This is a genomic window from Psychromarinibacter halotolerans (assembly GCF_029168315.1).
Lineage (GTDB): Bacteria > Pseudomonadota > Alphaproteobacteria > Rhodobacterales > Rhodobacteraceae > Psychromarinibacter > Psychromarinibacter halotolerans.
In genome coordinates, this window is sequence record NZ_JARGYD010000001.1 from 311870 (window position 1) to 326312 (window position 14443).

15 protein-coding genes are annotated in these 14443 nt (G+C 64.9%); 4 read left to right on the forward strand and 11 right to left on the reverse strand.

Annotated elements, in window-relative coordinates; genetic code table 11:
• Positions 1 to 23 precede the first annotated feature (23 nt).
• The 7 genes from P1K30_RS01410 to P1K30_RS01440 all read right to left on the reverse strand — a co-directional run bounded on the left by P1K30_RS01410 (position 24) and on the right by P1K30_RS01440 (position 5289).
• On the reverse strand, positions 24 to 905 hold the full coding sequence (locus tag P1K30_RS01410) for an ABC transporter permease (protein ID WP_275630883.1): 882 nt from the start codon (positions 903 to 905) through the stop codon (positions 24 to 26).
• Positions 906 to 914: 9 nt separating this feature from the next.
• Entirely contained in the window at positions 915 to 1736 is an 822-nt protein-coding gene (locus tag P1K30_RS01415) for an alpha/beta fold hydrolase (RefSeq protein ID WP_275630884.1), read from the reverse strand.
• Positions 1737 to 1793: 57 nt separating this feature from the next.
• Entirely contained in the window at positions 1794 to 2510 is a 717-nt protein-coding gene (locus P1K30_RS01420) for a transporter substrate-binding domain-containing protein (protein ID WP_275630885.1), read from the reverse strand.
• 27 nt (positions 2511 to 2537) lie between these two features.
• A complete protein-coding gene (locus P1K30_RS01425; protein ID WP_275630886.1) occupies positions 2538 to 3314 on the reverse strand; it encodes an ABC transporter ATP-binding protein in 777 nt (258 codons plus the stop codon).
• A gap of 108 nt (positions 3315 to 3422) precedes the next feature.
• Positions 3423 to 4199, reverse strand: coding sequence for a phosphate/phosphite/phosphonate ABC transporter substrate-binding protein (locus P1K30_RS01430; RefSeq protein ID WP_275630887.1), 777 nt, complete (start codon positions 4197 to 4199; stop codon positions 3423 to 3425).
• A 14-nt stretch (positions 4200 to 4213) separates the two neighbouring features.
• Positions 4214 to 4657 (reverse strand): tellurite resistance TerB family protein, encoded by a 444-nt coding sequence (locus P1K30_RS01435; RefSeq protein ID WP_275630888.1) that lies wholly within the window; start codon positions 4655 to 4657, stop codon positions 4214 to 4216.
• 146 nt (positions 4658 to 4803) lie between these two features.
• Entirely contained in the window at positions 4804 to 5289 is a 486-nt protein-coding gene (locus P1K30_RS01440; RefSeq protein WP_275630889.1) for an autoinducer binding domain-containing protein, read from the reverse strand.
• A gap of 134 nt (positions 5290 to 5423) precedes the next feature.
• On the opposite strand from P1K30_RS01440, the gene P1K30_RS01445 reads away from it, so the two are divergent.
• Positions 5424 to 6035: a helix-turn-helix transcriptional regulator gene (locus P1K30_RS01445; RefSeq protein ID WP_275630890.1), complete on the forward strand. Its 612-nt coding sequence runs from the start codon at positions 5424 to 5426 to the stop codon at positions 6033 to 6035.
• Between the two features lie 110 nt (positions 6036 to 6145).
• Positions 6146 to 6757 (forward strand): acyl-homoserine-lactone synthase, encoded by a 612-nt coding sequence (locus P1K30_RS01450; protein WP_275630891.1) that lies wholly within the window; start codon positions 6146 to 6148, stop codon positions 6755 to 6757.
• A gap of 228 nt (positions 6758 to 6985) precedes the next feature.
• Here P1K30_RS01450 and P1K30_RS01455 read toward each other — a convergent pair whose 3' ends face one another.
• The 3 genes from P1K30_RS01455 to P1K30_RS01465 form a co-directional block, all read right to left on the reverse strand.
• A complete protein-coding gene (locus tag P1K30_RS01455; RefSeq protein ID WP_275630892.1) occupies positions 6986 to 8629 on the reverse strand; it encodes a CTP synthase in 1644 nt (547 codons plus the stop codon).
• 164 nt (positions 8630 to 8793) lie between these two features.
• Positions 8794 to 9168 (reverse strand): preprotein translocase subunit SecG, encoded by a 375-nt coding sequence (gene secG / locus P1K30_RS01460; protein ID WP_275630893.1) that lies wholly within the window; start codon positions 9166 to 9168, stop codon positions 8794 to 8796.
• A 117-nt stretch (positions 9169 to 9285) separates the two neighbouring features.
• Entirely contained in the window at positions 9286 to 9681 is a 396-nt protein-coding gene (locus tag P1K30_RS01465; RefSeq protein WP_275630894.1) for a DUF6524 family protein, read from the reverse strand.
• 199 nt (positions 9682 to 9880) lie between these two features.
• On the opposite strand from P1K30_RS01465, the gene P1K30_RS01470 reads away from it, so the two are divergent.
• Together P1K30_RS01470 and P1K30_RS01475 are read left to right on the forward strand one after the other, a co-directional pair.
• Entirely contained in the window at positions 9881 to 11173 is a 1293-nt protein-coding gene (locus P1K30_RS01470) for an adenylosuccinate synthase (RefSeq protein WP_275630895.1), read from the forward strand.
• The gene (locus P1K30_RS01475) at positions 11173 to 11400 is read left to right on the forward strand and encodes a DUF2842 domain-containing protein (protein ID WP_275630896.1); all 228 of its coding nucleotides are present in this window, start codon (positions 11173 to 11175) and stop codon (positions 11398 to 11400) included. Before P1K30_RS01470 ends, P1K30_RS01475 begins: the two co-directional genes overlap by 1 nt.
• A gap of 197 nt (positions 11401 to 11597) precedes the next feature.
• Here the strand turns inward: P1K30_RS01475 and P1K30_RS01480 are convergent, their stop codons facing one another.
• A complete protein-coding gene (locus P1K30_RS01480; RefSeq protein WP_275630897.1) occupies positions 11598 to 14318 on the reverse strand; it encodes a midas domain-containing protein in 2721 nt (906 codons plus the stop codon).
• Positions 14319 to 14443: the final 125 nt, after the last annotated feature.

The following is a 14443-nucleotide window of genomic DNA, read 5'->3' on the forward strand; positions in this document are numbered from 1 at the left end:
ATCCTGTTGGCGGACCGATACCATCATGCCGCCTTCCCCTGCCGGACACCGCCCAGCGTTGCCTGTCCGTGGCTCAGGCGTCGGGTGATCCGCGCCAGCACCACCTCGGACACCCGCGTGAAGGCGAGGTAGAAGATCAGCAGCCCGATGAAGTACCACAGCCGCCAGTCGCCATGCGGATAGGCGGTAAAGCGCGGGTTGGCCGAGCCGCCCAGTTCGCGCGCCCAGTACACGATGTCCTCGACCCCCAGCAGGAACAGCAGCGGCGTGGCCTTGATCAGGATCATCCAAAGGTTCGACAGCCCGGGCAGGGCATAGGTCCACATCTGCGGCACGAGGATGCGCCAGAAGGACTGGCGGGGCGTCATGCCGTAGGCCTCGGCGGTTTCCATCTGGGCGCGGGGCACGGCCCGCATCGCGCCGTACAGCACGTTGGCGGCGAAGGCGCCGAACACGATGCCGAAGGTGAACACCGCCAGCGAGAAGTTATAGACCTCGTGCCAGACCTGCGGCGAGGTCGACAGCGGCAGCTTGGCCTGCGCGCAGACGATAAAGTCGTTGCCCTGCCGGATCGGCGCGTCCCAGTCGGGGCACTTGATCTTGTGGCGGATCCATTCCAGCCCCTGATCCAGCGCGATGACGAAGAACATGAAATAGACGATGTCGGGCACGCCCCGGACCATCGCCACGTAGGTCTTGCCGAACCAGCGCAGCGGCAGCACCGACGAACGGGCCGCCATCGCGCCCCCGAAGCCGAACAACAAGGCCACCGGCGCGGTGATGAAGATCAGCGCAAGCACCGTCAGGAACGAGCCGTAGAACAGGAACTGTTTGCCCGTCGTCAGATAGCAGGCCATCCACGGCAGGTTCGAAAGCGTCGAGGGGTCTTCGCAGAAGGCAAACATCGGCGCCGCCTATGTAAGTTCGGAAATGAGGTGAGCGGCGACCCGGTCGGGCGCCTCGAGTTGGGGCAGGTGGCCCAGCCCGTCGAGCGGTTGCAGCGTCACGCCGACCCGGTCGGCCAGTGCCGCGCCGCGGGCAAGCGGTATCCACGGATCGTCCGCCCCCCACAGCACGGCGGCGGGGCAGCGAAGGGCGCCGAACATCGGCTCGACCTCGGCGGTGTAGGTTTCGTCCGCCATCGCGAACTGGGCGTAGAACGCGCGTTGCCCGGTCTCGTCCAGCCACGGCGCCTTCAGCGCGGTGATGTCGTCCTCGGGCAGGGGCCCCGCGTCCGGATCGGCCAGCGCGCTGCGCACGTAGGCGTCGACGACGGCGGCATGGATGTGCGGCGGCAGGCCGGTGAAGGCGTCGATGTGGCGGCCGACATGGGCGAAGAATTCCGACCCCCACGGCCGCATCGCGACGACGTTCATCAGCACCAGCCGGTCGAAGTCACGGTTGTGCAGTAGGTGCGCCCGCAGCGAGACCGCGCCGCCGAAGTCGTGCGCCACGACCCGCGGGGCATCAAGGCGCAGGTGATCCAGCATCTCGGCGAAGACCTCGCCCTGCACGTCCAGCGAGGCGGGACGGGGTCCGTCCCGTTGCGAGCGGCCAAAGCCGGGCATGTCGTACCAGTAAACACGGAAACGGTCGGCAAGGGCCGGAATGACGCGGTGCCATGAATAGGACGACCACGGCCAGCCATGCGCCAGCACAAGCGGCGGGCCATCGCCCGCGGCACCGGCCCGGACCTGCCCGGCAGAGGTGTCGTATGTCCGGTCAAGCGTCCACATCGTCGGGCCCGTCGGTTGGTGCGGGGGCGGTCGCAGGACCGCCCCCGGCTAAGTGCCTCAGAAGGTCGAGGCGACTTCCCACTTGGTGATCAGCTCGTTCAGCGAACCGTCGTCCTTCATGGACTGGATCGCCGCGTCAAACTTCTCGCGCAGTTCGGGATCGCTTTCACGCAGGCCCATGCCGACGCCGCCGCCGATCATTTCCTCGCGTTCCAGCAGATACAGGTCGTCGTTCTCTGCCGCAGCGGCGGCAAGATAGGACTTGTCGGCCAGCACCGCGTCGGCTTCGCCGTTGCGGACGGCGGCGATGGTTTCCTCGGGCGTCGGGAATTCGACCAGCGTCCAGCCCTGTTCGGCCACGAAGGCCGCCTGAATGGTGTTGGTCTGCGCCGCGACGACGCCGCCTTCGACGTCCATGTCTTCCGACAGGGCGAGGTAGGCAGAGGGATCGGGCGGCGTGTATTCTTGCGTGAAGTCAATGACTTCGTCGCGCTCGTCGGTGATCGACATGCCCGCGATGATGGTGTCGTAGTTGCCGGACACAAGGTTCGGGATGATCGAATCCCAGTCGTTCGTCACCCACTCGCAGGTCAGCTCGGCGCGGGCGCACAGCTCGTCGCCCAGCTCGCGCTCGAAGCCGTCGACTTCGCCGGCGTCGTTGATGAAGTTCCACGGAGGGTAGGCGCCCTCGGTGCCCATGCGCACCACGTCCTGCGCCATTGCCGAGCCGGCCGTAACGGCCAGTGCGGCGGCGGTGATCAGCAGCTTTTTCATTGCTTTCTCCCAGTTGAAGCTTGGTTTTCAGGCGGCCCGTGTGGCCGACAGAAACTGTTGCAGACGCGCGGTCTGCGGATTGCCGAAGACCGCGTCGGGCGGGCCTTCTTCTTCGATGCGGCCTTGGTGCAGGAACAGGACGTGATCGCTGACATCATGCGCCAGCCGCATGTCGTGGGTGACCAGAAGCATCGTGCGGCCTTCCTCGGCCAATGCCTTGATGACCTTGACGACTTCCTGTTCCAGTTCGGGGTCCAGCGCGCTGGTCGGTTCATCGAACAGCAGCGCGCGCGGCTCCATGCACAGCGCCCGCGCGATGGCGGCGCGCTGTTGCTGACCGCCCGACAGCTGGGCGGGCCAGACGTCGCACTTGTCGCCGATGCCGACCTTGGCAAGGTACTCGCGCGCCTTCGCCTCTGTCTCGGCCCGGTCGCGGCCCAGCACGGTCACCGGCGCCTCCATGACGTTCTGAAGGATCGTCATGTGGGACCAAAGGTTGAACTGCTGAAACACCATCGACAGGTTCGTGCGGATCCGAAGCACCTGATTGCGGTCGCCGGGGCGGCGCGCGGCGCCTTCGCCCTTCCAGCGGATCGGTTCGCCTTCGAACAGGATCTCGCCGGCCTGACTGTCTTCCAGCAGGTTGCAGCAGCGCAGCATGGTCGACTTGCCGGACCCAGAGGACCCGATCAGCGAGATGACATGCCCGCGCGGGGCCGACATGCTGACGCCCTTGAGAACCTCGAGCTGTCCGTAGCTCTTGTGAAGATCGCGGATTTCAATAACCGGCGGTTGTTCCGTCACGCCTTGCCCTTGTGTCGCGAAGACCCTGTTGGTTTCGAAGAATTAGGGCGCAATTCTTATGCGATTGCAACGCGCAAAGGCAGCGTGATGGCCGCGCGCCGCAACGTCTCAGGCGATTTTGCGGGCAGATGCCTTCGGAAAGTGCGGTGTCGGGACGGCGTGGTAGCTGTCGACGCCGATCACGACGAAATCCTGCAGGTCCAGAACGTCGCGGTCCGCGTCCGGCATCCGGCGGATGGCGTCGGCCAGCGCAAGGCGCAGATCGCCTGGCGGTCGGCCCGCGGCCGTGATGAAGGGCAGGCCGGGCGTTGGCGCGGTACGGCCGACCTCGCGCAGGGCGGCGGCGGTGTCGGGATCCCAGCGGCAGATCATTCGCCATGTCTGCGCGTCGATGCAGGCAAGATCCGCGTGCCCTTCCGCCACCACAAGGGCCGACACCCGGTGCGCCCCTGTCAGCAGGATGTCGGTGAAGGCCAGCCCGTCCTCGGCAAGATGGTTGGCCGCCGCCGCCCAACCGGACTGCGAATTGCGGCTGTTGCTGGCGAAGGTCATGCCCGCCCAATCGGCGGGACGCTCGCGGTCATCATCCGCGCGCACGACGAAGACGCTATTGTAATGACCCGGTGGACAGTCGGGCAGGCCGTAATCGGCGGTGCCGACCAGCGTCACCCTGTCCCGCAAGCGGTCGCGCACCGGCAGGCTGCAGCTTTGCGACAGGGTCAGATCGGGGTCCAGCCAGTGTGACCAAAGATCCTCAGGTTGCGACAGCCGGTCGGGCAGGGGCCAGCCCCGTTCCCTTGCGTCACGCCACATTTCGGACAAATTTCCGCGAATCACATTCCACAACCGCTGGTTGGCCGCCGCCGTTTCGGGGCGGTCGTACATCGGCAGGGCGGCGGTCAATTTCCGCGGGCTTCCACCCGCTGTCGGGCAAGGGCGCTGTCGCGGTCGTTGATGCCCAGCAGGTTCGCGACAAGCCGTAGAAGCGAGGTCTCTTCCTCGTCCCGGACACCGTCGGCCAGAACCACGGCCCAAAGCGCCTCGATCACAGCGGCGCGGTCCTCATAGGGCACGGCATCCTTGATCGCGCGGGTGAAGCGGACGGTGTCGGGGGCTTCGGCCTCCAGCTCCTCGGCCTCGGCGCGCAGCTTCGGGGCCTCGAACGGGGACAGGCCATACCGCTCGGCGACGATCCGTTCGATAAGGCGAGCCTCGTCAGAGGCATAGTTCCCATCGGACCGCGCGACCCTGACAAGCAGCGCCGTCAGGGCCAGCCGGGCGTCCGGATCGGGAAGGGTTTGGGGCATCGGCTCTGTCAGCCGGCGAATGAGATCTGCGAACATAGGCGGCATATAGTCTGCGATGCACCGGCGGGAAAGTGCCTACACCGGCTCGTGAAAAGCGCTTTGAGGGCGCTGTGAATGGGCGAGTCGTTTCTCGGCTCGCCCTAAAAGCGAACAATCGCCGCGATTGTTGGTGGGATCGTTAACTAGCGATGGGTCATCCGAATGGACATGCTTTGCAAAGCGTCCGTATCGGTCTTCGACAGCACCTGAATGCCGGCGGTAACCACGTCAAGCTGTTGCAATTTATCGCAAATATCGTGGATTTCGACGTCCAGATAATCGCGATCCGCGCGGGCGAAGCCACCCAGCGTGCGGCTGTGGTCGTTGTGGATGGAGGCGGTGAACCCGTAGTTCAGACCGAAGTCCCGCGACATCTCCATGACCCCGCTCTTGTCCTGCTGACGCAGGTCGCGCCACCTTACAAAACCGGTATTCTCGAACGCCCAATGAACCGCTGGATCCTTGATAACAAAGCCATTTCTGGCATAGGCGTCCGTCCACTTCTCGGGGAAGGTCTGGAACAGGAAGGTGGGCGCGTTGTACTTAATGTGCAGGGCGATCGCGAACCCCAACGGGCACAATTCGTCCAGTTCATGCAACAGGCCGGCGATGTTCGCTCTTTTGTCCACGTTTCTACCGGGAACTCTCTATAAAGTTGCGCGTGTTTGCGGGATCTGCGTATTGTCCTGCAAGACGATTCCTACCGTCTGTTAGTACAAAATCGCAATCATTTATTCAGAGAGCGGGTCTTATGGGGATGAACATGAGCTTTGACGTCGAGACCGACGTCTTTAACGATCTGTCACCGTCAGGGCATTTCCTGGCGCTGCGGATCGGTTTCGCATTCCCGATGTTCGAACAGAACGTCCTGCCCGCCGAGTGGGTGCAGCGGTACTCTGCCAAAGGGTACGTGCTGTCCGACCCGGTGATGAACTGGTTGTACGCGGCCGACACGGATGCGACCCGGTGGAGCGAGATTGCGCTTCCCGACCCGCGCGGCGTCATGGACGAGGCAGCCAATTTCGGGCTGGCCTTCGGCGTGGCGGTCTGCTGCCGGGATACGGGACCCCAGGGACAGCGCAGCTTCGGCTCGTTCGCGCGGTCGGATCGCGAGTTCGCGGACCCCGAAATCGAAGCCCTGATGCACAACCTGCAGACGCTGCATGATTCGCTTTTGCCCCCCACCAACCTGACGAAAGCAGAGCTCGAAGCCCTCGGAATGGTCAAAAATGGCCTTTTGATGAAAGAGATTGCAGATTTACTTGGCGTCAGCGAAGGGGCCGTGAAGCAGCGCCTGAAGAACGCAAAATCGAAGCTTAACGCTAAAACTAGTACCCATGCGGCCACTATGGCCACAACTTATGGGCTTATCTAGCATCGTTGCGCGCCCGGCACGGGAGTACCCGATAGGGCCGCACTGTTGATTAGTCATTAACAAGCGTTCACGGAACGGGTTAAATCACTCTCCATGAAGGAGAGTGACCAATGCGCCATATCACGTTCGACTTGTCGACCATGCACGAGCATGGTTCGGCATTCTTCGATTACCTCGGATTACGAAAACGGTTTTTCGTCGATATCCTGAAATGGGACATCCCGCACAACGACAAGTTCGAGATGGACCAGTACGACAACCCGACCGCTTGGTACTCGCTTTGCATCCATGAAGGCGAGGTCATCGGCGGGACGCGCGTGATGCCGACGACCGCTCGCTGGGGCAAGCACAGCTACATGCTGAAAGATGCCCGCGAGGGTGTGCTGGACAGCATCCCGCATGATGCGATGCCGTCCGACATCATCTCTCCGTACGTTTGGGAAATGACGCGACTGGTGATCTCTCCGGACCTTCGCCGTGCCGAAGACCGCGCCCGCTGCCTTCAGCACGTCGGACAGGGCCTGTACGACATCGCCGAGGCGCAGAACGTGTCCGAGTACATGGGCATCTCTGCCGTTGCGCTGATCCGCGTCCTGCGCCAGCTGGGTTTCCCGCTGGAACGCATGGGCACGCCCTATCACGACGCGGCGGATCGCCGGAACTACACCGTCATGCGGATGCCCGTGCATCTTCAGAACCAGCGGCTTCTGGCAGCCGAGTAACGCCCGAACGACGAACACACAGGTACGAGTAAGCCAAAGGTTCCCACTCACGGAAGTACAGCCCGGCGCGCAGACCCTCCTTCGCATGGTCCCCTTCGGATCTGCGCGCCGGCTCTCTTCCTAAGGTGATGTGAACGAGTGTTCGCCCAAATGCCCTGCAACCGCGTCAAGCGGGGCAGAGGCGGGCCAGCAGGCCCCGCATCGCGGGGCCCGGGCCCAAGACCCCGACTAGACCAGCCGAGACACGTCTTTCGCAGCGCGCACGAAGTCCGCGAACAGTGGGTGCGGTTCGAACGGCTTCGATTTCAGCTCTGGGTGGAACTGCACGCCGATGAACCACGGGTGGTCCTTCCACTCGACGATTTCCGGCAGGCGGCCGTCGGGCGACATGCCCGAGAAGCACATGCCCTGCTCCTCCAGCGCCTTGCGATACTTGATGTCGACCTCGTAGCGGTGGCGGTGGCGTTCGTCGATGGCAAGGTTGCCATAGATCTCTGCGACGCGGCTGCCCTCGGTCAGGGTGGCGTCATAGGCGCCCAGGCGCATCGTGCCGCCCTTGTCGTCGCCGACCTTGCGGCTGACCGTGTGGTTGCCCTGAACCCATTCCTTGAGGTGATAGACAACGGGGGTGAACCGCTTGGCGCCGGCCTCGTGGTCGAATTCCTCGGACCCGGCATCCTTGACGCCGCCGACGTTGCGGGCCGCCTCGATCACCGCCATCTGCATCCCAAGGCAAATCCCCAGATAGGGCACCTTGTGCTCGCGCGCGAACTGGGCGGCGCGGATCTTGCCTTCGGTCCCGCGCTCGCCAAAGCCGCCGGGCACCAGGATCGCCTGATAGCCTTCAAGGTAGGGCGCGGGATCCTCGCGTTCGAAGATCTCGGCGTCGATCCATTCGGACTTCACCTTCACCCGGTTCGCCATGCCGCCATGCGTCAGCGCCTCTGCGATGGACTTGTAGGCGTCTTCCAGCTGCGTGTACTTGCCGACGATGGCCACGCGCACTTCGCCCTCTGCGTGGTGCAGGCGGTCCTCTACGTCGATCCAGCGGTCGAGGTTGGGCTTCGGCGCCGGAGAGATGTTGAACGCATCCAGCACCGCCTGATCCAGACCGACTTTGTGATAGGCCATCGGCGCCTCGTAGATCGACTTAAGGTCGTAGGCGGGGATCACGCTGTCGGGACGCACGTTGCAGAACAGGGCGATCTTGCCGCGTTCCTTTTCGGGGATCTCGTGTTCCGACCGGCAGACAAGGATGTCCGGCTGAAGGCCGATGGACCGCAGTTCCTTGACCGAGTGCTGCGTGGGCTTGGTTTTCAGCTCTCCGCTGGCCGCAAGGTAGGGCAACAGGGTCAGGTGCATCAGGATGCAGTCGCCGCGCGGGCGTTCCTGCCCGAACTGGCGGATCGCCTCGAAGAAGGGCAGGCCCTCGATGTCGCCGACCGTGCCGCCGATTTCGCACAGCATGAAGTCGACTTCGTCCTCACCGATCGAGATCCAGTCCTTGATCTCGTTGGTGACGTGCGGAATGACCTGGATCGTCTTACCGAGGTAGTCGCCGCGGCGCTCTTTCTCCAGCACGTTGGAATAGATCCGGCCGGACGAAACGGAATCGGTGGCCCGCGCCGCGACGCCCGTGAAGCGTTCATAGTGGCCAAGGTCCAGATCCGTTTCGGCGCCGTCGTCGGTCACGAAGACCTCGCCGTGCTCGAACGGGCTCATGGTGCCCGGATCGACGTTCAGGTAGGGGTCCAGCTTGCGCAGCCGCACGGTAAACCCGCGGGCCTGCAGCAACGCGCCGAGCGCGGCCGAGGTCAGCCCCTTGCCAAGAGACGAAACCACGCCACCGGTGATAAACACAAAGCGCGCCATATGTCGGAAACTCCCGTGAAAGCCTTGAATCATGCAGGCGGAAACGCTGTTCGAAAACGCATATCCACGGGACTTAAGATATAACCGATTCCCGCGGGTTGCGCAAGCCAACCGCTACATTGTGTAGAGGGGGATTTTTCCCCCTCAATCAGTTGTGGATATTATCAGTCGGCCCGCGGCGGGGTCAGCGGAGCGTCGCCGCCGGTGGGCGGAAGCAGGTCGCTGGCCGGCGGAAGCGCGGGGCCGCCGTTCTCGTCAACCGGCGCGGTGGCGCCGCCGCCAAGGCGGTCGATGATCGAGCTGTCGTTCGAGTTCGAGGCGCCGATCACGGTCAGGGCGATCGAGGTCGCGATGAACGCAATCGCGAATCCCCAAGTCAGTTTGCCAAGCGCCGTGGCGGCACCGCGGGCGGACATGACGCCGCCACCGCCGCCACCGCCGCCCATGCCCAGGCCGCCGCCCTCGGACCGCTGAAGCAGCACCACGCCGATCAGGCACAGGGCTAGGATCAGGTGGATGACGAGGATGACGTTTTCCATAAGTGGGTCTCTGGCCTTTGGGCTTTGCAACGGGGGGTATCTATTGCGCCCGGCGTCATACTGCAACCGATAAAACCGTCAGCGGGCCGGGTCGCGGGGCAGGCTGGCGACATCGCGTCACTCTTCGATGTCGTCGACGTCCAGTTGTCCCGAAAGCCTGCGGCGGATGATCGACCAGCTCAGGCCGATTCCCATCACCGCCGAAACCGCGATGATCCCCAGCCAGACCATCGCGTCGGGATTCTCGACCGACAGCCAGCCCATGTCCAGAAGCACCCAGACGATCGCCCCCAGCAGCGCAAGGATCAGCACGACGCCGAACAGGCCGATGGACCGCAGCGTCGCGCGCAGGAAGATGATGTAGCCCACCAGCAGCACCAGTCCGGCCAGCACCACGATGGACAGCCGCGTCTCGTAAGTGTCCAGCGCCCAGCGGGTATAGTTCCACGGCGTCGGGTTATAGGTGACGATCACCAGAACGAAGGCGAATATCCAGCGGATCAGCAGGGCCATCGGTCGACATTTCCTTTCGCGTGCGGGGACGGATACCGGATGTGAATGTCTGATTTGTTGCGTGTGTGTCCAGCGTCAACTGCCGGTTCCGGGCGGGGCGACGGGGAAGGCGCTGGATTTATCGGTTTCGGTCCCCGGTGACGGGCGCTATAGGGGGTCCCGTTTGTGACTCCGGTTTCTGGCATCGAAGGGAATGGCTATGGCCAACGTCGTCGTCGTGGGCGCCCAGTGGGGCGACGAGGGTAAAGGCAAGATCGTGGACTGGCTGTCCGAGCGGGCGGACGTGATCTGCCGCTTTCAGGGCGGCCACAATGCCGGCCATACGCTGGTGATCGACGGCGAGGTCTACAAGCTGAACGCGCTGCCTTCGGGCGTGGTGCGCGGCGGCAAGCTTTCCGTCATCGGCAACGGCGTCGTGCTGGACCCGTGGCACTTGGTCAAAGAGATCGAGTCGATCCGCGCGCAGGGTGTCGACATCACCCCCGAAACGCTGATGGTCGCCGAAAACACGCCGCTGATCCTGCCGATCCACGGCGAACTGGACCGTGCGCGTGAGGCGCAGAATTCGGTCGCCAAGATCGGCACCACCGGGCGCGGCATCGGCCCGGCCTACGAAGACAAGGTGGGCCGCCGGTCCGTCCGCGTCGCCGACCTTGCAGATGACGAGACGCTGGAAAAGCGCGTCGACCGGGCGCTGGTCCACCACGACGCGCTGCGCCGCGGGCTGGGGCTGGAGCCGGTGGACCGCGCACGCCTGTTGGCGGACCTGCGCGAGATCGCGCCGCAGATCCTTGAATACGCGGCCCCCGTCTGGAAGGTCCTGAACGAGAAACGCAAGGCCGGCAAACGCATCCTGTTCGAAGGCGCCCAAGGCGCGCTGCTGGACATTGATTTCGGCACCTATCCCTTCGTGACCTCGTCGAACGTGATCGCCGGACAGGCCGCGACCGGCGTGGGCCTTGGCCCGACCGCCATCGATTTCGTGCTGGGCATCGTGAAGGCCTACACCACCCGCGTGGGCGAAGGCCCGTTCCCGACCGAGCTGGACGACGCCGACGGCCAGCGTCTTGGCGAGCGGGGCCACGAGTTCGGCACCGTCACGGGCCGCAAGCGGCGCTGTGGCTGGTTCGACGCGGTGCTGGTGCGCCAGACCTGCGCGACCTCGGGTGTCAGTGGCATCTCGCTGACCAAGCTGGACGTGCTGGACGGGTTCGAGGAACTCAAGATCTGCACCGGATACGAGCTGGACGGCGAAACGCTGGATTACCTGCCGACCGCGTCCGAAGCGCAGGCGCGCTGCACGCCGGTCTACGAAACGATGCCGGGCTGGTCGGAATCGACCGCGGGCGCGCGGTCTTGGGCCGACCTGCCGGGCGAGGCGGTGAAATACGTCCGCCGGATCGAGGAACTGATCCAGTGCCCCGTCGCGCTGCTGTCGACCTCGCCCGAGCGCGAGGACACCATCCTTGTCACCGACCCGTTCGCGGACTGATGGCGCTGAGCTACAAGGCCCGGCGGCGGCTGTCGCTGTTGTGGTTGGTGGTTGGGCTGCCGGTCTACATCGTGCTGGCGATCACCATCGTCGGCCTGTTCGACCGGCCGCCGTTCCTGCTGGAACTGGCGATCTACGTCGGGCTTGGCCTGGTCTGGGCCTTTCTGGCCAAGCCGATCTTTAAAGGGGTCGGCAAGGCCGATCCCGACGCCGACGCCGACGACTAAGCGCAGGCACCACGATCTTCCAGAAGATCGTGGTGGGCAGAATTTTCTAGAAAATTCTGATGGTTGCCGCGCGCGTCGTGGCGTGGGCCTGTGGTCCGGCACCATCCTGACATGAGAAAAAAGGCGGAGTGTTTGCACACTCCGCCCAGTTGGCTTGTGACAAACACAAGCACACGAACACCTTGGATGAGGTAGGATCAGCCGGCGGCGGACCGCCGCTGGGCATCGTTGAACCGGCTGCCGGGGGCCACCGTGAACCGGCCACGCTCGACCCGCAGGATGCGGCCTTCGCGCAGCAGCACGCCGAAGGCGCGCAGGCCGTCCTCGCGGCTGAAGGCGCCATCGGGCAGCAGGCGGGCGACGCGGCTCATGATCTGGGGCCGCGAGTTAGAGGCTTCGCCGCGGACGGCGCCCGCGAAGGCGGCCGAGGCTTCAAGCAGTTCCTGCAGCCCGTCCGGCGCCATGCGGTCGACGAAGGCCTTGAAGCCGTCCTCCGACACATCGTCCTGACTTGCGGCTTCGGAGGCGTCGACGTCGTCGCTGCGCACGCGGCGCGGGCGCACCGGGCGGGCGGACGCTTCGGCGGCGTCGTCTTCTTCGCGGTCGATGCGCTGTTCCGACACCAGCATCAGCGGCGCCATCGGGCGCTTGCGGCGCGGCTGGTCGCCAGAGCCGCTGACCGTCGGGCGGCGCAGCCCCGAGGGGCGGTCTGCTGCCGGCTCGGGCGCGGGCTCCGGTGTCGGGGCTTCGGCCTCGGCTTCGGGCGTGTCGCCCATGTCTTCGGTTGCGTCGTCGAGGCGCAGCTTGTGCGACCGCGCATCTTCGTCGGTCAGCGCGGGGCCGGACGTGGGACGCACCGCGCTGGCAAGATCGTCGCGATACTGGCTCATCGCGCGTTCGGCTTCCCGCTCGCGCTTGCTGGCGGCACGGCCACCGTCGGCGCGCACCGCAGCCACGGCGGCTTTCAGATGTGCGATGGCGGAGCGGCGCCGCTTGTTGTCGTTGTTGCGCAGTTCTGTGTCGGCCTGCGCCAGCAGACGGTCGACGGGAACGTCGCCGCTTTGCGTGTCCGGCGCGGTGGTGTCGCCATCCTCGTTGCGCTGCACCTCTGCCGCAGCGGCGGCAAGATCGGCGGCCACGGCATCGCGGTGATCGATGTCTGCGGTGTCGGGCGTTTCCTCGTCGTCCTGACCGGCGCGCATCAGCTCGTCGATCAGGTCGGCTTCGTCATCCTCGGACAGGCCGGTTTCGCCCAGAGCGGCGCGGATCTCGTCGCGTTCGCTCAGCGGCTCGGCGTCGCCGTCCAGCGAGGTCAGTTCCTGAACCTCGGTGTCTTCGTCGGTGTCGTCCTCGGCGTACTGCGCGTCGAACTCGTCGCGGGACATCTTCAGCACGCGGACGTGCGGCGCGTCGTCTGCTTCGGCTTCGTCGGTCTCGTCGATCCGCTCGGCAGAGGTCAGCGACAGCGGCGGCAGGCGGTCGTCCGCTTCGTCCGTTTCCTCGGACACGTCTTCGGCGGTGTCTTCTTCGACGGGGGCAGTCTCTTCCTCGGCCTCGGGCTCTGACGCGGTGTCCGCGCCAAGAATGTCACCCAGGTCCAGGTCGGACAGGTCGTCTTCCGCGGTCTCCTCGAACGCGGCCTCGTCGGCGTCGTCTTCTGCCGTCTCGGGGGCAGAGGTGTCGAGGTCGAGGGATTCGATGTCGAAGCCTTCATCCTCGAACGACGCGTCGTCAGCCGGGGTTTCGGCGACAGGCTCGGGGCGGACGACCCCGGCGGTTTCCGGCAGGACAAGCGCGATGTCTTCGGCTTCATCCTCGAAATCATCGGCGGCGAAAGCCTCGGCGATGTCGGGCATGTCGGTCGGGGCCGTCATATCCTCGGCTTCGTCCTCGGTGCCGTCGTCTTCGGGCATCTCGAAACCGGCCAGCGTGTCTTCGGCGGTTTCATCCTCGAACGAGGAGGCTTCGGCAAAGTCGGTGACGTCGGCGTCGGTCGTCGCGGCAAACTCGAACGGCACGTCGGCTTCGGCTTCAAGGCCAAGGGCGGCAAGGTCTGCTTCGTCCAGATCGTCGGCGGCCTGTTCAGTCGACGCCTGTTCAGGGGAAGCCTGTTCAGCGGTGTCTTCGACGGTGTCCTCAACCGCTTCGTCTTCATCCGTTGCGACGGTCGCCGGGACAACGCCCAGTTCCGCAGCGGCGACGGCATCCAGCATGCCTTCGTCATCGGCGGCCGATTCGTCGGCGGCGGGCACGTCTTCGTCTTCGGCCTCATCCTCGGCGGGGGCGGACATGATGCCGTCGATCGGGGCGTTCGACAGTTCCGGGCGCTCGTCCTCGGCGAAGGTCGAGGCAAGCTGCGGCTCGGTCTGGGCGCGTGCCACGGCGGCACGGATGCGGCGCAGTTTCTCGGCGACGGTTTCCGCGTGCGGATCGGCGGGTTCGGCAGGTGCGGCGGGGGCGGGCGCCGGCGCGGCAGCGGCGGGCGCCGGTGCAGGTGTCGGATCGGCCACCGCTTCGGGCGCGTCCGGCGCTTCGGGTGCCATGTCGGCGCGGGCCGCGACCGAGGTGGCGACCGTCGCGGCGACCATCGGGTCGGCGGCCGGGGCGGGGGTGTCTTGTTCGTCAACCTGCTGCGATTGCTCGCTGTCGTCGGTTTCCGCATCCTCTGCGGGGCGCAGCAGGATGCCATTGCGGTCAACCCGCGCCTCGACCCGGCGCTGGATCTCACGCTCGGCGATGCGGTGTAGCATCTCGGCGTCCGGGGTCGGGGGTTCCGCCCCGAAATAACGGTCATCCGCGGCCAAATCGCGGAAGTATTCCGCGATCGACTTCATCGTCGAGAACGGCTCATCAAAGCCCTCGAGCGTGCAGGAAAAGGTCCCGTAGGATACCGTCAGGATTTTGCTGGCGTTAACCATAAGAGTATCGCTTTCTCCCCGTTCAACACGAATACGTTTACCATGCGGTGGTTCCGAATTCGGAACAGAACAGAGGTTATTGCGGTATTTTTTCTGGGTCAGATTGTGGCCTAACTCCGAATATC